The sequence below is a fragment of the Bradyrhizobium sp. BTAi1 genome (assembly GCF_000015165.1).
Classification (GTDB): Bacteria; Pseudomonadota; Alphaproteobacteria; order Rhizobiales; family Xanthobacteraceae; genus Bradyrhizobium; species Bradyrhizobium denitrificans.
Window position 1 is genome coordinate 2408196 of sequence record NC_009485.1, and the last position, 18952, is coordinate 2427147.

The 18952-nt window shown below is 66.2% G+C and carries 15 protein-coding genes; 8 read left to right on the forward strand and 7 right to left on the reverse strand.

The features are described 5' to 3' along the window. The first annotated feature begins 56 nt into the window (after nucleotides 1-56). From BBTA_RS10835 to BBTA_RS10860, 6 genes are all read left to right on the forward strand, one after another. Nucleotides 57-1634: a PQQ-binding-like beta-propeller repeat protein gene (locus BBTA_RS10835; RefSeq protein ID WP_012042526.1), complete on the forward strand. Its 1578-nt coding sequence runs from the start codon at nucleotides 57-59 to the stop codon at nucleotides 1632-1634. A gap of 253 nt (nucleotides 1635-1887) precedes the next feature. After that, nucleotides 1888-2229 carry a cytochrome c family protein gene (locus BBTA_RS10840; protein ID WP_041751371.1) on the forward strand — a complete coding sequence of 114 codons (342 nt, stop codon included), beginning with the start codon at nucleotides 1888-1890 and terminating at the stop codon, nucleotides 2227-2229. 79 nt (nucleotides 2230-2308) lie between these two features. Beyond that, nucleotides 2309-2926 (forward strand): glutathione S-transferase family protein, encoded by a 618-nt coding sequence (locus tag BBTA_RS10845; RefSeq protein WP_012042528.1) that lies wholly within the window; start codon nucleotides 2309-2311, stop codon nucleotides 2924-2926. A gap of 117 nt (nucleotides 2927-3043) precedes the next feature. Beyond that, nucleotides 3044-3634 carry a biliverdin-producing heme oxygenase gene (locus BBTA_RS10850; protein ID WP_041750548.1) on the forward strand — a complete coding sequence of 197 codons (591 nt, stop codon included), beginning with the start codon at nucleotides 3044-3046 and terminating at the stop codon, nucleotides 3632-3634. Next, on the forward strand, nucleotides 3631-6159 hold the full coding sequence (locus tag BBTA_RS10855) for an HWE histidine kinase domain-containing protein (protein WP_012042530.1): 2529 nt from the start codon (nucleotides 3631-3633) through the stop codon (nucleotides 6157-6159). Before BBTA_RS10850 ends, BBTA_RS10855 begins: the two co-directional genes overlap by 4 nt. A gap of 289 nt (nucleotides 6160-6448) precedes the next feature. Further along, nucleotides 6449-7483 (forward strand): hypothetical protein, encoded by a 1035-nt coding sequence (locus BBTA_RS10860; RefSeq protein ID WP_012042531.1) that lies wholly within the window; start codon nucleotides 6449-6451, stop codon nucleotides 7481-7483. A 3-nt stretch (nucleotides 7484-7486) separates the two neighbouring features. Here BBTA_RS10860 and BBTA_RS10865 read toward each other — a convergent pair whose 3' ends face one another. Beyond that, on the reverse strand, nucleotides 7487-8620 hold the full coding sequence (locus BBTA_RS10865) for a site-specific DNA-methyltransferase (RefSeq protein ID WP_083780633.1): 1134 nt from the start codon (nucleotides 8618-8620) through the stop codon (nucleotides 7487-7489). Between the two features lie 386 nt (nucleotides 8621-9006). On the opposite strand from BBTA_RS10865, the gene BBTA_RS10870 reads away from it, so the two are divergent. Next, nucleotides 9007-9927, forward strand: a complete 921-nt coding sequence (locus BBTA_RS10870; RefSeq protein ID WP_041750549.1) for a neutral zinc metallopeptidase — start codon at nucleotides 9007-9009, stop codon at nucleotides 9925-9927. Nucleotides 9928-9938: 11 nt separating this feature from the next. Continuing rightward, on the forward strand, nucleotides 9939-10499 hold the full coding sequence (gene moaB, locus BBTA_RS10875; RefSeq protein ID WP_012042534.1) for a molybdenum cofactor biosynthesis protein B: 561 nt from the start codon (nucleotides 9939-9941) through the stop codon (nucleotides 10497-10499). 43 nt (nucleotides 10500-10542) lie between these two features. On the opposite strand, the gene BBTA_RS10880 is transcribed toward moaB, so the two are convergent. The 6 genes from BBTA_RS10880 to BBTA_RS10905 form a co-directional block, all read right to left on the reverse strand. Continuing rightward, the gene (locus BBTA_RS10880; RefSeq protein ID WP_012042535.1) at nucleotides 10543-10920 is read right to left on the reverse strand and encodes a hypothetical protein; all 378 of its coding nucleotides are present in this window, start codon (nucleotides 10918-10920) and stop codon (nucleotides 10543-10545) included. 190 nt (nucleotides 10921-11110) lie between these two features. Next, nucleotides 11111-12040, reverse strand: coding sequence for a helix-turn-helix domain-containing GNAT family N-acetyltransferase (locus tag BBTA_RS10885; protein ID WP_012042536.1), 930 nt, complete (start codon nucleotides 12038-12040; stop codon nucleotides 11111-11113). A gap of 67 nt (nucleotides 12041-12107) precedes the next feature. Continuing rightward, on the reverse strand, nucleotides 12108-12680 hold the full coding sequence (locus BBTA_RS10890) for a glycosyl transferase (RefSeq protein ID WP_012042537.1): 573 nt from the start codon (nucleotides 12678-12680) through the stop codon (nucleotides 12108-12110). 123 nt (nucleotides 12681-12803) lie between these two features. Continuing rightward, nucleotides 12804-14408, reverse strand: a complete 1605-nt coding sequence (locus BBTA_RS10895) for a PEP/pyruvate-binding domain-containing protein (protein ID WP_012042538.1) — start codon at nucleotides 14406-14408, stop codon at nucleotides 12804-12806. 8 nt (nucleotides 14409-14416) lie between these two features. Beyond that, nucleotides 14417-16342, reverse strand: coding sequence for a hypothetical protein (locus BBTA_RS10900; protein ID WP_012042539.1), 1926 nt, complete (start codon nucleotides 16340-16342; stop codon nucleotides 14417-14419). A 104-nt stretch (nucleotides 16343-16446) separates the two neighbouring features. Next, nucleotides 16447-18864 carry a phosphoketolase gene (locus BBTA_RS10905; protein ID WP_012042540.1) on the reverse strand — a complete coding sequence of 806 codons (2418 nt, stop codon included), beginning with the start codon at nucleotides 18862-18864 and terminating at the stop codon, nucleotides 16447-16449. Nucleotides 18865-18952: the final 88 nt, after the last annotated feature.

The following is an 18952-nucleotide window of genomic DNA, read 5'->3' on the forward strand; positions in this document are numbered from 1 at the left end:
CGACAGCCGCGGTCTGACGTCGCGCGCAGCGCTGCAAGGTACGAGGGAGGGGAGCCGTGCACATCGGTAGGAAGAAGTCTCTGAGCTCGGGTGGGCTTGGCGTCGCCGCGCTGGCCGGGGTCGGTCTGCTGGTCCAGGCCACGCTGGTGCAGGCCGGGGCAGGCGTCGATTGGCCCGCCTACAACAACGACTATATGGGCCAGCGCTATCAGCGGCTGAAGCAGATCAACACCAGGAACGTGGCCGAGCTGAAGGAGGTCTGCCGGGTCCAGCTGCAGGAGGGCGGACCGTTCCAGACTGGCCCGGTCGTGATCGACGGCGTGATGTATGTGACCACGGCGCGCCTGACCTTCGCGCTGGACGCGGCCACCTGCAAGGAAAAATGGCGGCACGCTTACGAATCCGCGCGCGAGGATGTCTGGCCGGTGAATCGCGGCGTCGCCGTCATCAATGGCCGTGTCATTCGCGGCACCCCCGATGGTCATCTGCTGGCGCTCGATGCGCAGAGCGGTGCGCTGATCTGGCAGAACATGGTCGGCGATTCCCTGCTCGGCGAGTTCCTGTCGGGCGCGCCGATCGGCTGGAACGGCCTCGTTTTCACCGCCACCGCGGGCTCCGACTGGGGCGTGCGCGGCCGCGTGCTGGCGTTCGACGTGCTGACCGGGCGCGAGGTCTGGCGCTTCGACACGATCCCGACCGGCGACCAGCCGGGGGCCGAGACCTGGCAGAACAAGAAGTCGGCGCTGACCGGCGGCGGCGGCTCCTGGTCGACGCTGTCGCTCGACATCACCACCGGGGAATTGTTCGTGCCGGTCGGCAATCCCGCGCCGGACATGTTCCCGGACTATCGTCCCGGCGACAATCTCTACACCGACTCCCTGGTCGTGCTCGACGCGCGCACCGGCGCGCTGAAATGGTATCACCAGGTCAAGGCCAATGACGGCATCGACCATGATCTCGGTGCCGCGCCGACCTTGTTCCGCTCGCCTGATATCCAGGACATCGTCGTGTTCGGCGGCAAGGATGGTTTTGTCACCGCGATCGACCGCGCGACGCGCAAGCCGATTTATCGCGTTCCGGTCACGACCATCGACAATGTCGCGGCGCGGCCGACGGATGCTGGCGTGCATGTCTGCCCCGGCCTGCTCGGCGGCGTCGAATGGAATGGCGGCAGCTACGACCCGGTCAACGGCGCGATCTATTTCGGCGCGGTCGATTGGTGCGGCACGTTCAAGAAGGGCGACGCCAAATATGTCGCCGGCGAGTTCTTCTTCGGCGGCGAGCCGACGCTCGACCCGCCGGACCAGGCCGCCGGCTGGGTCACCAGCCTCAATGCCGTGAGCGGTGAGGTGAAGTGGAAATACAAGGCGGCCAAGCCGGTCGTCAGCGGCATCACGTCGACATCGGGCGGCGTCGTGTTCGGTGGCGATACCGGCGGTAATTTCTTCGCGCTCGACAGCCAGACCGGCAAGCCGCTCTACACGCTGGCGACCCAGGGCATGATCGCCGGCGGCGTCGTCACCTACCAGGCCGGGGGCAAGCAATATGTCGCACTGACCTCCGGCAACGTCTCGCGCATCACCTTCGGCGAGCTCGGCAATCCGACGCTGATCGTTCTGGGGTTACCGAATTGAGGCGGTGGTGACAGCTATCGAAATTCACAAGCATCGACCATCGCAACGCGCGAACGCGTCCATGAGTGACTTGTCGTGCCCGGGCTTGACCCGGGCATCGACGTCTTTCTTTCGGCCTTCCGCAGACGTGGATGGCCGGGACAAGCCCGGCCATGATGGCTTGGAGAGATCCGGGCACAAACCAGATGCCTCATCGGCGTCAGCCAAAGGATCGTTGCTCCTCGTCAACTCGGTGATGGGTGCAGTCGCCGCCATGCTTGTCATCCTTGATGCGGCACCGGCCCGTTCAGCCTCCGACCTCGGCGAAGCCCAGTTCAGGAAAAACTGTGCGATGTGCCATTCGCTCGAGCCCGGCCGCAACAAGCTCGGGCCGTCGCTGTTCGGCGTGCTCGACCGCAGGGCCGGTACCGTGGCCGGGTTCAACTACTCCTCGGCCAACAAGAACTCCGGCCTGGTGTGGACGCGCGAGACGCTTGACGCCTATCTCGCCGATCCACAGACGATGGTGCCGGGCACGCTGATGGTGTTTCCCGGCATCAAGAATGGCGGCGACCGGCAGGCGCTGGTCGAGTTTCTCGCGAGCCAGCATGACTGAGGCGGCGCGCAGGTGGGCTCGAGGGTGGACGGCCGGGATCCGCGCGGCTAGGGTCGCCCATCATCTGTCAGGGATCACCATGCTCAAGCTCTATGTCGCGCCAGGCACCTGCGCGCTCGCCTCCCACATCGCGCTCGCCGAAACCGGCGCCGCTTACGCGATCGAGAAGCTCAGCTTCAAGACCAACCAGCAGAACAGCCCGGAGTATCTTGCGATCAATCCCAAGGGGCGGGTGCCGGCGCTGGTGACGGAGCAGGGCATCCTGACCGAGACGCCGGCGATGCTCGCTTATATCGCCCAGCGCTTCCCACAGGCGCGGCTTGCGCCGCTCGACGATATCTTCGCCTTTGCCGAGGTGCAGTCCTTCACCAGCTATCTCTGCTCGACGGTCCACATCGCCCACGCCCACAAGATGCGCGGCTATCGCTGGGCCAACGAGGAGTCGTCCTTCGCCGACATGAAGACGAAGGTGCCGGAAACGATGGGCGCCTGCTTCGCGCTGATCGAGCAGAAGATGCTGCGCGCGCCGTGGGTGATGGGGGAGCAGTACACGATCTGCGATCCGTATCTGTTCACGATCGCGCAGTGGCTCGAAGGCGATGGGGTCGACATCAACGCGTTTCCGAAGGTCGCCGATCATTTCAAGCGCATGTCGGACCGGCCGGCCGTGCAGAAGGCGCTGGCGGAGCTGGCCTGACCGTTGTCGCCGCCATCATAAAAACTTTGCACAGGCGCAGGAACCCGCCCGCCCGACCGACGTTGCTTGAAGCCGTGGCGCGTGCCTGCGGTCGATCTCCTGTCCTGGGCCCCCTTGATGTTGCTGGCAGCCACTCCCGATGATCCCTTCTGCGCAACCAGCATCGGCATTCGCGAAACGCTGAAGGCGGCGACAGCCCCGGCACACCGCGCACTCGACGAGTGTCTGGGTCAGTTCGATCTCACCACCATTGCGCATTATCGCCGGTTCCTGCAGGCGAGCGCGGCTGCGCTGCTGCCGCTGGAGCAGGCGCTCGAGCGGGCCGGCGTTGCCGGAATGGTCGATGATTGGGCGGAGCGGCGGCGCAGCGAGGCGATCAGGGCCGATGTCGCCGCGCTCCACGGCAGCATCGCCCCGGTCGCGCTGTCGATGCCCGCGCTCGACCGGCCATCCGTGCTGGGGGCGCTGTATGTCCTTGAGGGATCGCGGCTGGGCGCGAGCTATCTGTTGCGCGTCGTCGCCGCATCGGCTGATCCTCGCGCCAGAGGTGCAACCCGCTATCTCCGCCATGGCGCTGGCAAGGGGCTGTGGCGCAGCTTCCTGGGTCAGCTTGCACAAGAGCCGGTCACGTCGAGCAATCAAGTCCGAATGATCGCGAGTGCGCGCGAGGTGTTCGCGGTGTTTGCGATGGCGATGGCCTCGGCATGAACGAGCAGGTCAATCTCACCAATTGCGATCGTGAGCCGATCCATGTTCCCGGCAGCGTCCAGCCGTTCGGCTTTCTGCTGGCGCTGGTGTCCGATTTCACCATCTGCATGGCCTCGGAGAACGCGCCCGACTATCTCGGCGGCGACATCGGGGGGCTGCTGCAGCAGCCGATTGCGGCGGTGCTGTCACCGGCCGGGGTGGCTGCGATCCGGTCGCGGGTCGATTATCTGAGCGGTCCCGATGCGGTCGAGCGCATATTCGGCATCGATCTGCTCGGCAAGGGCCGGCTGTTCGATCTCGCCATTCACTTCTCCGGCGCCTATCTGGTCGTCGAGGCCGAACCGAGCCTGATCGAGTCCGGGGCGAATTCCGGCGAACTGGTGCGGCTGATGCTGGGCCGCATTCGCAAGACAACGAGCATGGCCGATCTCGCCCAGGAGGCGGCGCGGCAGCTCAAGCTGCTGACGGGTTTCGACCGCGTCATGGTCTACCGCTTCCATCCCGACGGCTCCGGCGAGGTGATCGCGGAGGTTGCCGGGCCGGGTCTGGAGCCGTTCCTCGGGCTGCATTACCCCGCATCCGACATTCCAAGGCAGGCGCGGCAGCTCTATCAGCGCAATTGGCTGCGCATCATCGCCGACATCAACGCCGCGCCCGCGCCGCTGCTCTCGACGCCCGTGCATAATGCCGGTCTGCTCGACCTGTCGATGAGTGTGCTGCGCGCCGTCTCGCCCATTCACATCGAATATCTGCGCAACATGGGCGTGGCAGCCTCGATGTCGGTCTCCATTCTGCGTGACGGCAAATTGTGGGGGTTGTTCGCCTGTCATCATTACGCGCCGCATCATCTGTCGTTCGAGAAGCGCACGGCGGCCGAGCTGTTCGGCCAGATGTATTCCTGGCTGCTCGAGGCGCGCGAGCGTGAGACCGACATCGCCTATGAGACGCGCGCGCATCACATCCAGGAGCGACTGATCGAGCGCGCCGCCGCGCAGGCGCACAGCAAGCGCGCCATTCTCGATTTCGTCGCCGACTACCGGCAGATGATCGAATGCGACGGCATCGCCGTCTGGTCCGACGACGAGATCACGCTCGACGGCGAGACGCCGACCGAGGCGGAGGTGCAGGATCTGATCGGCTTCATCAACCGGACGTCGCCGGGGCGGATCTGCGCCAGTGCCGAGATCGCGAAGATCTACGCCGCCGGCGAGGCGTTTCGCGCGCGCGCCGCCGGCTTCCTGGCGATTCCGATCTCGCGGACGCCGCGCGACTGCCTGATCTTCTTTCGTCGCGAGATGCTGCGCTCGGTCAACTGGGCGGGCGATCCCCACAAGACCTACTCCGAGGGGCCGCTCGGGGCGCGGCTCACGCCGCGCAAGAGCTTCGAACTGTGGCAGCAGACCGTGGCCGGGCAGGCGAAGCCGTGGACCGCGGCCGATCTGCGCATTGCCGAGAGCCTCCGCGTGACACTGCTTGAAGTGATCCTGCAACTGTCGGAGCTCGCCGCGCGCGAGCGCCGTGGCGCGCAGGAGCGGCAGGAGCTGATGATCGCCGAGCTCAACCACCGCGTCCGCAACATCCTCAGTCTCGTGCGCGGACTGGTCGCGCAGAGCAAGGACACGGCGAATTCGGTCGAGGAGTTTGCCGCCATCCTGGGCGGACGGATCCAGGCCTTGGCGCGTGCGCATGACCAGATCACGAATCTGAACTGGGCGCCGGTGGCGCTGCGTCATCTGCTGGAGTCGGAGGCGGGTGCCTATCTCGGCGCGCGGGCAGGGCGGGTGCGGATGGAGGGACCCGACGTCGCGCTCGACCCCAAGGCGTTCGCGACGCTCGCACTCGTCGTGCACGAGATGATGACCAACTCAGCGAAATACGGCGCGCTGGCCGACTCCACGGGGCAGGTGCAGGTGATCTGGCGTCTCGATCCCGGCGCAAGCCTCGTGATCGACTGGAAGGAAAGCGGCGGACCGCCGGTGCAGCCGCCGTCGCGCCGCGGTTTCGGCACCACCATCATCGAGCGCTCGGTGCCGTTCGATCTCAAGGGCGACGCCGAGATCCGTTTCGATCTGCTCGGAGTTCAGGCCCGCTTTGTCATTCCCGCCAATTTCGTTCAGATCGTGCCGGCGATCACCGGCGCTCCGGCGCATCATCACGCGAAGCAGGAGGCGGCGCGATTGTCCGGCACCGTGCTGATCGTCGAGGACAATCTGATCATCGCAATGGGAGCCGAGGTGATCTTGCTTGAACTCGGCGCGCGCCACGTCGAGACGGCGGCCTCGGTCAATCACGCGCTGAAGGCGATCGAACGGGCGCTGCCAAGCTTCGCTTTGCTCGATATCAACCTTGGCGCGGAGAGCAGTCTCCCTGTCGGATACAGGTTGAAAGAGCTGGGTGTGCCCTTCATGTTCGTCACCGGCTATGGCGAGCGCGCGCCGCTTCCGGCCGAACTGTCGGACGCGCCGATTGTTCAGAAGCCGTACACGCGCGAACTGATCGAAAAGGCGTTGTCAAAGTTCAAGTGAACGCCGGAGGGCGGTACGCGACGTGTCGCGGCGGCTATCGGACAACATGAATCGGTGGATACGCCGCTCACATCCGCGTGTTGTCCCGACCGGAACGTTGCAGGACGGCGACCGCCACGTGGGATATTCCAGCTGTTGCTGCGACAAAACAGCCCAAAAAAATTAGAACGTATCAAAAGGACACCGCCGTTCTAACATTGTTTCGACAAATGGAACCTCCGCAGCCTTATTCCGAACGAAGTCATCGTCGAAACGGCGGATCGGGGCGTGTTCAATCGTCGGAGGTCTGATGACGAAGCGAACGACGAGTTTGTTGCCGTGCGTCGCTGTCGCCGTGTTGGCGGGAGTGGCTGCGACAACGATCGAGTTTCAACCGGCATCGGCTGCTGACGAATGCCTGACCAAGCCGAAGGAGACTCCGGCAGGCAAGCATTGGTTCTACCGGATCGATCGCACGACGAAGAAGCAGTGTTGGTATCTCCGCGATGACGACCGCGCGTCACAGGGCGCCTCGCTCGTGACGCGGAAATTGGCCTCGCATCGCGATCGTACAGAGCTGTCGCAGTCGGCCGCCGATGCGCGGGCGGAAATCCAGCCGTCGCCGAGCCAGGCTGCTGACGATGTCAAGGTCACGTCGTCGACCCCGAGCGCTGCCGCCCGGTCTTCGGCAATGTTCCCGCCGGTTGCCGCTGCGTCGGTTGTCACGCCGCCTGCGGCAACGGCGCCCGCAGCCGCCGCGCCGACGAATGCTGCTCCGGCCGCCGCGGTGGCCGACTCGGCCGCCGGCGATTCGGCGCTCACATCGCGCTGGCCGGATTCGTCAGGCACATTGCAGGCGCAGCCGGCGCCGGCACCGCGTTCGAATTCCTATACGCTTGCTGCGGCGTCAAGCGACGCTGGTCCGGCCGAGACCGTCGCGCCCACGGCGTCGTCCCAGACCGTGGCCGAGGCTGCGCCGACGGCGTCGACCGGCGCGGGGCTTGACGACCCGGCGCGGACGCGGCTGTTCGCGTTCCTCGGTGCCGTCGCCGTCGCCGGCTTTTCGACGAGCGTGCTGCTCGCGCGCGCCCGCGCCAAGCGGCAGCTGCGCCTCGAGCCGATGGCCGCGCGGCGCGTGGCCCGCTGGCCGGCCGAGCCGGAGCTCGATCGGATGCATCTGCCGCCGGTGGATCGATTCCATCCGGCACTGGCGCGCGGCGAACAGCCGGTCAAGCGCGTGTCGCAGGTCTCGATGGTGCCGCGCGACGACGTCCGCTATGACGATCAGTACGAGGTCGAGGATCTCCTGGCGCGCTATTCCGGGCAGGCACGCCGGAAGTCTTGAGCGTCAGGCCGCGGACATCTCGGCGCGGATCTCGGCGCGAAGCTCGTCGATCAGCTTGAGGCCGCGCGTCGTCTCCACGTGCCAGAACGTCCAGCCGTTGCAGGCCGGCAGCCCCTGGGCGACCGCGCCGATGCGGTGGATCGAACCGACCTTGTCGCCCAGCATGATGGCCCCATCGGCGCGCACCAGCGCGCCGTGGCGCCGCTTGGAGTCGACGAGCTTCGTGCCCGGCGAGATCATGCCGCGCTCGATCAACTCGGAGAAGGCGACCCGCGGCGCCTCGCGCGCGGTCATGAACGGCACCAGCGTCGCCTCGGGCAGCGGCTCGACGGCGGCGATGCGCCGCTCGGCAGCCTCGGCATAGGTCTTGTCGCGCTCGAAGCCGATGTAACGGCGACCGAGACGTTTTGCCACGGCGCCGGTCGTGCCGGTGCCGTTGAACGGATCGATCACGAGATCGCCGGGCTTCGACGATGACAGCAGCACCCGCGCCAGCAGGCCTTCCGGCTTCTGTGTCGGATGGACTTTCTTGCCGTCCGCATCCTTCAGCCGCTCCTCGCCGGTGCACAGCGGGATCAGCCAGTCCGAGCGCGCCTGCACGTCCTCGTTGGAGGCCTTCAGCGCTTCGTAATTGAACGTGTAGCCCTTCGCCTTCTCGTCGCGCGCCGCCCAGATCATGGTCTCGTGCGCATTGGTGAAGCGGCGGCCGCGGAAGTTCGGCATCGGGTTGGATTTGCGCCACACGATGTCGTTGAGGATCCAGAAGCCGAGATCCTGCATGATCGCGCCGACGCGGAAAATGTTGTGATAGGAGCCGATCACCCAGATCGTCGCGCTCGGCTTCATCAGGCGCCGCGCGGCGAGCAGCCAGGCGCGCGTGAAGTCGTCATAGGCGGCGAAGGAGGAGAACTTGTCCCAATCGTCATCGACCGCATCGACCTGCGATTCGTCGGGACGCTTGAGCTCACCCTTGAGCTGCAGATTGTATGGCGGATCTGCAAACACCAAGTCGACGGATGCGCCTGGCAGTTTCGACATCTCGGCGACGCAGTCGCCGACGATGATTCGTTGCTCTTCAAGAGTCTGAAATTTAGTGCGGGGCGCCCTTGCAGACGCCCCGCGACGCGACTCAACCATGACTCAAGAACTCTGACTCAGGCGACGCTGTCGGCGACGCGGGACCTAACAACCGACTGCCCACACATTGACCCGGCAAAGTAAAAATGGACTTAATCGGGAAAATTTTTCGCATCTCAGCGCATGTTTTCATCACGCGCATGAGCGATGAAGAGCGGCCGGACCACGCGCGGCATCAGCCGCGCAACGCGACGATCGCGAAGGGTTTTTCGCGATGCTGCGCGCGAAAAGCGGTGCCAGCGGGTGCGGCGCCTGCGGCGGTTGATTTGCCGGCGCTAGGCAAAATTTGCCGGCCGGGTTATTGATTAACACAGTGGAAATTTTACCTGTTTGCCGCGTTGGCCATTTCGCGCAGAGCCGCGCAAGAATCGTGAGGAAAAGCCGCCATGCGTTACGATGATTTCCGTCGCAGCGACGACATCGACGACCGTCGCGACGAAGGCGGCGGGATGGGCGGCGGTATGGGTCTGCCGATCGGCGGCGGCGGGCTCGGCATCGGCACGATCATCGTGCTCGGCCTGATCGGCTACGCCTTCGGCATCGATCCGCGCATCCTGATCGGAGGAGCCGAGATGCTGAGCCATGGCAGCGCGCCGAGCTATCAGGCCGATCGCCGCTCGCCCGGTAAGACCGGGGCGCCGAAAGACGAGATGGGCGACATGATCGCCGGCGTCCTCGGCGAGATCGACGATCGCTGGAGCGAGATCTTCCAGGCCAGCGGCCAGAGCTATACCGGGCCGAAGATCGTGCTGTTCCGCAACAGCACCAATGGCGGCCGCTGCGGCATGGCGCAGTCGGCGATGGGGCCATTCTATTGCCCGCCGGACCGGCAGATTTTCCTCGACACCAGCTTCTTCCGCGAGGTGGAGACGCGCTTCCGCGGCTGCTCGGGCAACGCCTGCAAGTTCACGGCGGCCTACATCATCGCGCATGAAGCCGGACACCACGTGCAGAATCTGCTCGGCATCCTGCCGCGCGTGACGCGGATGCAGCAGCAGGTCGGCAGCAAGGCCGAAGCGAACGCGCTGCAGGTCAAGGTCGAACTGCAGGCCGACTGCCTCTCCGGCGTCTGGGTCAATCGCGAGGAGAAGAAGCGCCCGGGCTTCATCGAGGAGGGCGACATCGACGCCGCGCTGACCACCGCCTCCGCGATCGGCGACGATACGCTGCAGCGGAAGGCGACCGGGCGCGTGGTGCCGGATTCGTTCACCCACGGCTCGGCCGCACAGCGCAAGCGCTGGTTCATGGTCGGCTACCAGCAGGGCACGGTGCAGGCGTGCAATACATTCGGCGCCAATTCGCTGTAAGGAGTCGCGTGATGGCGATCGACGAGAGCAAGAGCTTCATCCCCCTCAACATCGCCGTGCTGACGGTGTCGGACACGCGTTCGCTCGCCGACGACAAGTCGGGCACGACCCTGAGCGACCGCTTGACTGCCGCAGGTCACAGACTGGCCGCGCGCGAAATCGTCACCGACGACGTCGAGAAGATCCGCACCGTGGTGCGGGCGTGGATCGCCGATCCCGGAGTCGACGTCATCATCACCACTGGCGGCACCGGCTTCACCGGTCGCGACGTCACACCGGAAGCGATCGAGCCGCTGTTCGAGAAGCGCATGGACGGCTTCTCGATCGCCTTCCATCTGCTGAGCCACGCCAAGATCGGCACCTCGACCATCCAGAGCCGCGCCACCGCGGGCGTCGCCGGCGCCACCTATATCTTCTGCCTGCCGGGATCCCCCGGCGCGTGCCGCGACGGCTGGGACGGCATCCTCGCCGCGCAACTGGATTACCGTACTCGGCCCTGCAATTTCGTCGAGATCATGCCGCGGCTGGACGAGCACCTGCGCCGGCCGAAAGCGCAAGGCGCGACGGCGTAGGGGCGCGCCGCCAGCACGAGACGGCCGGGCGGAGAGGTCAATCTCAACGCGTTGGCACGAATTCGAACGCGCCACCGCCTTCGATCGCCGCGCCGACCAGTCCTCCGACCACATTGGCTGCGTAATTCTTTGTTCGTGGTACGACGACCATCTTGTAGGTCTTTCCCGGAACAGCGGTGAAGCGATAGCTCGATGATCCCGGCGTGGACCAGGTCGACACCTTGATCTCCGTGGGGCCGGGGGCGATCGGACCGTTGAAGCTCTCGCCACGGCCGAGGCTCGCCACCTTCGTGCCGTTGATCTCGATCGCGGCCGGCGCGGCCAGAAAAAGCAGATCTGTCGAACGCGTGATGGCGACGGTCGCGCTGCCTTTGGGCGCGGCGTGAGCCGCTGTCGAGGCGGCATCTGCGACGGCAAGCACTGCGACTGCCAAAAGCGCGGCCGCAATGGATCGACGCGAGAGTCTCATGGTTCAGATGCCCCCGTTCACATGCCTTCGAAAACGCCGGGCACACGACGTCGATATTGGAACTAATCAATCCCGAGATGAGTGTAGTTGTAGTCGGTGCGTTGAATTGCCTGCGGTTGAGCTCGTCGCCGGCGGCGCAGCGTTACAGTGTCAACGTCCAGGTCTCGCCGATGAGCTCGACGCCGAACGAGGCGTGCGGCTCCTCCGCGATCTTGCGGAAGCCGGCCCGAGCGTAGATGTCCCGCGCGGTGGTGAGAATGCTCTGTGTCCACAGCTCGATGGTCTTGTAGTGCCTGTCCCGGGCGAAGCGGATGCATTGTTCTGTCAGCGCCCGGCCGACGCCCAGCCCGCGGGCCTTCTTTTCGACCAGCAGCAGCCGTAGCTTGGCGATGTCGTCGCTGCCCTTGACCAGGAAGATCGAGCCGACCGGCTCGCCAGCGAGCTCGGCGATCCAGCAGTGCTCGCGGTCCGCATCGTAGGACCGGAGGAACTGCGCGCCGATCTCGGCGACCAGCGCCTCGAAACTGGCGTCCCAGCCATATTCCTCCGTATATACGGCGCCGTGCCGCGAGATCACCCAGCCGATGTCGCCGGGGCGATGGCTGCGCAGCAGAACGGCTGGACGCGTCTGCGACGGCGGCTCCAGCAGGTCTTCGATCGTGGCCATTGCGCCGACGAGCCGCTGGCGCGAGGGCGCCGGCAGGTCCGCGAGCATCGCAGCGATTTCCTGCTGCGAGCTGCGGTCGAGCTTGGCAAAGACTTGGCGTCCCTTGGCGGTGAGGTTGAGCTGCTGCTGCCGGCGGTCCGATGGCAGCGGCGTGCGGCTGATCAGGCCCTTCTCGTCGAAGCTCTGCACGATGCGGCTGAGATAGCCGGCGTCGAGACCAAGAAGAACGCCGATTTCCTTGGCGGTGGTCGTCTCGCGATGAGCGAGCTCATAGAGCACCCGCGCTTCGGCGAGCGAAAACGGACTGTCGAGCAGGTGCTGGTCGAGCGCGCCGAGCTTCCGCGTGTAGAAGCGGTTGAACGCGCGAACGGCGGCGACGGAGTGGTCGGTCGGCTGAGCAGGCATGGCGCACCCTTTTTCAATGCTTGCCATTGTCAACAAATCTGTTGACGTTGGCAAGTATCGTTTGGGGCTAGACCATGACGATCCGGCTGCGCAGCGTAGTGCGGGAGGCGCGGCCGAGCTGACGCAACAGTCGCGTTTCGGCGCGCTTGGAGTCGGGCCTGTAGCCGCCGACCTGGCGGTAATGCTCGCGCGCGATCAGCAGGCCCTGGTCGCCCAGCGGGCCGATCACGACCCGTGCGACCGCCCGCAGGCGGTCGCGCAGGCTCACATTGGCGTAGGGGGAGAGGGCATAGCGGAACACGCCCGCGCGCGGCCGTCCGGCCGCTGCCACGCTCTGCACGAACTGCATGGTCTCATCGATCCAGCCGGGATCCAGCACGGCGCCTGCCGGCAGAAACATCAGCCAGGGCGCGCGCGCCTGCGCGGCACCGGCCGCGAGTGCGGCGGCGGGCGAGCCCAGGAACGTCATGAAGTTGCAGCCGGCGACGTCGGCGACGCGTTCCATGACGCTGGGGTCGGGAGAACGGTCGACCAGCAGCACCTCGCTGACCACGCCAGCGGCTGCTCCCGGCACCAGCGCGGAGAGGGTCGCGACCACCGGCTGTTCGGCTCCCTCGGTCGGGATGATCACGCTCAACATAGGCCTGGCATCGTTGTTTTCAGCACCTCTGCCAGAGTTGTTATCACTTTGTCATATGCAAATCAGCCCGTTGCAGTGCGGAATTTTGCGGCACCCCGGACGGAGTACCGCACGGAGCGAATGTCACGCCGACAGCCGTCGGACGGGCTGCAGGTCACCGCGGCGCCAGGCCGCGACCTCGGCGAGCTCGGCGTCCGGACGCGCGGTCACGATCTCCAGGCGGCCGCAATAGACGCGGCCCTGATCGCCGTCGATCGTGACCCAGTCGCCTCTGGCAATCGCGGTCGTGCCGAGCAAGGCACGCTCAGCGCCGCCGCTGACCGTCAATGCGGGACATCCGACGATGCAGGGCCGACCGAGCTGGCGCGCAACCAGCGCCGCATGCGCGGTGCGCGCACCGACCGTCGTCACGACGCCCGCGGCCGCCGCGAAGCCGGCGATATCGGCGGTCGAGGTGTCCGGGCGCATCAGGATGACCGGCTCGCCGCTGTCGGCCAGACGCTTTGCGGATTCCGAATCGAAGGCCGCGCGCCCCGCCGCGATCCCGCCCGACGCCGCAATGCCGGTCGCGGCGGGTTCGCCGGCCGCGACCAGCGACGTCTCGACGAGTTGCTCCAGATCGATCTCTTCCAGACGCTGCAACGCCTGCTGCGGCGAGATCACCCGCTCATGCACCAAGTCGACGGCGATCTTCAGTGCCGCACGGGGGGTGCGCTTGGCGGCGCGGGTCTGCAGAATCCACAAGCGGCCGTCTTCGACGGTGAACTCGACATCCTGGACGTCGCCGAATTCCGTTTCGAGCCGTCGCAGCACCGCGACGAGCTCGGTCCGCAGGTTCGGCAAGGCGCGCGCGATGGTCTCCTCGCTGTCCGGCGTGCGGCGTCCGGACACGACATCCTCGCCTTGGGCGTCGAGGACAAGGTCGATCATCGGCAGTTTGGCCCCGGTCGAAGGATCGCGCGAGAACGCGACGCCGGCCCCCGAGGCGAGGCCGCCATTGCCGAACACCATGGCCTGTACCGTGACGGCGGTGCCCGGCAGGTGTTCGAGATTTTGCAGCTTGCGATAGGTCTGTGCGCGTTCGCTGGCCCACGACTGATAGACGGCGCGGGCCGCGGCATGGAGCTGGCCTTCGGCATCCTCCAGCCAGCCGTCGCTGCCGGTCTCGACCAGTGCCTGCTCGTCGGCGGCCAGCCGCGCGATGGCTTCGCTGTCCAATTCGCGGTCCGTGGCGACGCCCTCCTGCGTCACCAGATCGCGGCACAGCGCCGTCAGTCGCGTGGCCTCAAGGCCGAGGACGGTTTCAGAGAAGCTCTCGATCAGCCGGCGGCGGCAGTCGAAGGCGAGGCGCGGCCGTCCGGTGCTGCGGATCAGGCCGCGCGCGGCGGCTGACGTGCAGCCGACATTGAGGACGGTGTCGAGCATGCCGGGCATCGATCGCGCCGCGCCGGAGCGGACCGAGACCAGCAACGGCTGGCGATGATCGCCGAAGACGCGGCCGGTCGCCTGTTCCAGAAAGCGAATGCCGCTGCGCAGGCCGTCGCGTAGCCGCTGCTCGGCATCGGCCTGATTGGCGATGATGTCGGCACAGAGATCCACGGGAAGCACGAAAGCGGGCGGCACCGGCAGTCCCAGCGCGGCCATCCGGGCGAGATTGGCGGCCTTGGCGCCGACCGTTTCAGCCGAGCAGGGGACGGTGTCTTTGCCGAAGATGCGGACGATGGACATGGCAGTTCCTAACCTGCGAGATCGATCAAGATGTATTGGCGCAGCAGATGTCCGAAGCTGGCCATGCGGTCGGTGGCACGTTCGACGGCCCGCGCCAGCTCCAGCGCGGCCAGCGACGTCGCGACGTCGAAAGTGCCGGTGAAGACCAGGGTGGTGATCCTGCGCTCCTGTGCGTCGGCGGCGTGCTCGGCGTCCATCAGGCGCAGCACGGCGGCGAGCGCATCGTCGGAATCGACGCGCCGGCCCTCGGGTACGTCTGCAGCCGCGGCGAGGCCGCTCGCGGCCGCTTCGATCGCGCCGATCGCAACGTTGCAGAGGTCGGCCAGCGCGGCCAGCAGGTCGGCCGGCATCGCGGCCGGGGCGAGCGAGGCGATGAAGGCTGCCTGTTCCAGTTCGTCGACGGTCTCCTCGACCCGGTCGACGAGTTGCGCGATCAATGGCTCGGCGTTGAGGCGCGCAATCTCCTGGCGGGCCTCGATCGCAATGCGGTCGGCCTTCTGCTCGATCCGTGCGGCGCGGGCGGCCAGCAGTTCGCGACCGCCGGTCAGCCCGGACTGAAACGCCCCGAGATCGCGGCTCAGTGCGGCGGCGATGTCATGCGCCAGCCCAAGCTGGCGCAGCACGATGCCGAGCAGCGCGCCGTCGGCGCGGTCGAGATGCCGCACCAGATCAGCCTCGATCTGGTCACGGACCACACGCACCGAGCGGCCGGCGAGCAAGCCCTCGGTGGCGTCGCGCAACGCCGCCTTGAGAAACTCGATCGCAGTGGTGCGGCCAAGGGCGCGGTCCAGGCGTTCGCCGAAGCCGATGCGGTTGGGCGCCGCGTTGCGCACTGCGCCGCCCAGCAACTCGCTGCCGCCGAGTTCGAGGAATGCGCGATGGCCGATCCGGTTGCGGGCCGCCCAATCGAGGATCTTGAGAGCGTCGTCCTTGGAGACCCACGTGCGCAGCAATTTGCGCGCCTTGTTCCAATCGATCAGAAACACCAGCGCGGCGCCGAGGGCTGCGAGGAACTCATCGCGCGCCTGCAGATCGGCGCCATGAAATTGGCCGGTGACCAGCACGAAGGCGTTCTCGTCGGCCAGACCCGCCCCGGTGCGCCGATCGAGGCCGCTCCAGCTCGCCGCGAACGCATCGAACAGGCGAATGAAGAACTTCGCGCGCGCCTGATGCACGTCGGTGTAGGTGACGGTGACCGACAGTCCGTCGACCGCGATGACCATCACATGAGCGTCGGTCGTGCCGATGTCGTTCTGGATCAGCAGCCGGTCGCCGGAGCGGGTCGCCATCGTATCGAGGCCGGGGTGGTCGAATTTGAGTGCGCGCGTCGCGTTCAGGCCGCGCATGAAGGCGACAATGGCGCTCCTGTCGTCGGTCGCGACGCCGTAGACATGGGCGCCGTCGATGATTTCCTCGGCGCAGTCGGCGGCGATGCGGTTGAGGGCCTTGTGCAGGTCCATCACCAGCCGGTGCAGACTGTCCGACTCGTCCTGAGCAGCGGTCAGCCGCGCCACGCGCTCGAACGCGATATCGTCGCTCGCCGTCAGAAGACCGGCGCGCTGCATCGTGTCGAGCCGCCGCTCGGCCGCGTTGCCTTCGGTGCTCCGTCCGGCCTTGACCGCGCGGATCATGGCCCGCGTGTCGCTTTCAATGTCCTGGACCAGCCGGGCAAGACCGGGCGCAGCAAAGCGACCGGATGTGGTGGCATGCGCGCCGCCGATCAAACTCGCGAGCTCGGCCGGCGCGATGTTGGCGGCTCGGCACTCGGCCGAGAGATCGGTGGGCCGCGGCTCCGGCGCATGCGCATGTTGCGCGGCGGCTTGCAGCGCGCTCAGGCGCACCTTGACGCGGTCGTTGGCGGCGAGTCCGTCGGCGATCAGCGACGGCAGCAGGATGTCGGCTTGGCCGAGCTCCTTGATGATCTGAGATTTCATGACGACATCGATCAGGTTTCGATGCCGTCATGGTGTCGCAACGCCACATCGCGGGCATTGCGCTAGATCATTCATGAAAACGTCACATCAGTAGGCGCTGCTACTCAGTCGCCAGCCTCCGCCGGAGTCGTTCCGCCTGTACTGTTGGGCCAGACCCAATCGCGGATCGCAGGCATGTCCTCGCCGTGCTCGCGGACATAGCGCGTGTGTTCGATCAGCGCGTCGCGGAATGTCTGCTTCACATGGGCCGCCGAGACGCTGAGCCCCGGCACGCGCTCGATGACTTCGATGGCAAGGTGGAAACGATCGAGCTCGTTGAGCACCACCATGTCGAATGGCGTCGTCGTGGTGCCTTCCTCGATGAAGCCGCGCACATGCATGCCGGCATGATTGGTGCGGCTGTAGGTCAGGCGATGGATGAGATGCGGGTAGCCATGATAGGCGAAGATGACGGGCTTGTCGGTCGTGAACAGGCTGTCGAAATCGCGGTCGCTCAGTCCGTGCGGATGCTCAGTGTCGGGCTGCAAGGTCATCAGATCGACGACGTTGACGACGCGGATCTTGAGCTCGGGCAGCGCCTTGCGCAACAGGTCGACGGCGGCGAGCGTCTCCAAGGTCGGGATGTCTCCGGCGCAGGCCATCACCACGTCGGGCGCTGCGTCGGCCGGCTCGGTGCCGGCCCATGACCAGATGCCGATGCCGGCATCGCAATGCGTCGCCGCCTCCTGCATCGTCAGCCATTGCGGTGAGGGCTGCTTGCCAGCGACGATCACGTTGATGCGGTCATAGGTACGCAGGCAGTGGTCGGCGATCCACAGCAGCGTGTTGGCATCGGGCGGGAAGTAGATGCGGACGATATCAGCCTTCTTGTTGGCGACGAGGTCGACAAAGCCGGGGTCCTGATGGCTGAAGCCGTTATGGTCTTGGCGCCAGACGTGAGAGGTCAAGAGATAGTTCAGCGACGCGATCGGCCGGCGCCACGGCAGATGGCGCGACACCTTCAGCCATTTGGCGTGCTGGTTGAACATCGAATCGATGATGTGGATGAAGGCTTCGTAGCACGAGAACAAGCCGTGGCGGCCGGTGAGCAGATAGCCTTCCAGCCAGCCCTGGCAGAGATGTTCGCTCAGCACCTCCATGACGCGGCCGTCATGGGCGAGGTGGACGTCGTAGGGCTCGATGCCTTCCATCCAGACCCGCTCGGTGACGTCGAACACCGCATCCAGCCGGTTCGAAGCGGTCTCGTCCGGGCCCATGATGCGGAAGTTTCTCGCATCCGCATTCAGCGTGATGACCTCGCGCAGGAATTTTCCGAGCTCGCGCGTCGCCTCCGCGATGGTCTCGCCCGGGGCGCGCAGCGCGACGGCGAAAGCGCGGAAGTCCGGCAGCTTGAGCTCGCGCTTCAACAGCCCGCCATTGGCGTGCGGATTGGCGCCCATGCGGCGCGTGCCCTTCGGCGCCAGCGCCTGCAACTCCGGCACCAGCCGGCCCTGCGTGTCGAACAGCGTCTCCGGCTGATAGCTCTTCATCCAGGCTTCGAGCAGCGCGAGATGCTCCGGCTTGCCGCGCGGATTGGCGATCGGCACCTGGTGCGCGCGCCAGAAGCCTTCGACCTTGAGGCCATCGACCTCTTTCGGCCCGGTCCAGCCCTTCGGGCTGCGCAGCACGATCATCGGCCAGCGCGGGCGGTGGATCACCGCATCCGGCAGCCGCGCATTCTGCTGGATCGAGCGGATGCTGGCGAGCGCGACATCGAGCGCGTCCGCCATCTGCCTGTGCATCGCCTGAGGCTCGTCACCCGCGACGAACAGCGGCGCATAGCCATAGCCTTCGAACAGGCATTTGATCTCGGCGTCGCTCATGCGGCCGAGCACGGTCGGGTTGGCGATCTTGTAGCCGTTGAGATGCAGGATCGGCAGTACCGCGCCGTCATGGGCCGGGTTGAGGAACTTGTTCGAATGCCAGGACGCGGCGAGCGGGCCGGTCTCGGCCTCGCCATCGCCGACCACGCAGGCGACGATCAGGTCGGGATTGTCGAACGCGGCGCCATAAGCATGGACCAGCGCATAGCCGAGTTCGCCGCCTTCATGGATCGAGCCCGGCGTCTCCGGCGCCGCATGGCTGGGGATACCGCCGGGGAAGGAGAACTGCCGGAACAGTTTTCGCAAGCCGTCCGCGTCGCGCGTGATGTCCGGATAGATCTCGCTGTAGGAGCCTTCGAGATAGGTGTTGGCGACCATGCCCGGGCCGCCATGGCCGGGGCCGCAGACATAGATGACGTTGAGATCCTGCATCCGGATCGCGCGGTTGAGATGCGCGTAGATGAAGTTGAGGCCCGGTGTCGTGCCCCAATGGCCGAGCAGCCGCGGCTTGATGTGCTGCGGCTGCAGCGGCTCGCGGAGCAGCGCGTTGTCCAGCAGGTAGATCTGCCCGACCGAGAGATAATTCGCCGCGCGCCAATAGCGGTCGAGCAGGTCGAGGTCGTCGGCCGTGTGGGTCTGCTGGGGAGAAGTGGTCTGCATGGGAGCTCGCTTGCCATTCGTTTCGCGCCTGCGGGAGAGTGCATTAGAGTAACGCCGCACCGTCCCGTTCCAGCCCGGCTGCAGGATA